The following is a 257-nucleotide window of genomic DNA, read 5'->3' on the forward strand; positions in this document are numbered from 1 at the left end:
TGTCGGGGCGTCCGTCGCGTCGGGCATGAGGAAGGCGTCCGCGAGGGACTCCCTGATCTCGCGGGCGCGGCGGTCGGCGGCGCGGTCGCCCCGCGTGGTGCGCGGAACGCGGGGCGCGGGGTCGCGGCGGGGGCGCTTCGCCTCGTCCACCTGCTCCCGCGCGCGGGCCCGTGCCCGTTCCTCGCGGGCGGCGCGCAACGCCTCCCGCGCGATGTCCCCGGGACGAGAGGAGGGGCCCCCGGCCGCCCCGGCCGCCT

General features: G+C 81.7%; 1 pseudogene. It reads right to left on the bottom strand.

Going from position 1 to position 257, the window contains the following annotated elements:
* Window positions 1-257, bottom strand: a pseudogene (locus tag CCN29_RS34670) (SWIM zinc finger family protein); the annotation flags it as partial.

It is taken from the genome of Streptomyces pseudogriseolus, from assembly GCA_002154585.1.
Lineage (GTDB): Bacteria > Actinomycetota > Actinomycetes > Streptomycetales > Streptomycetaceae > Streptomyces > Streptomyces pseudogriseolus.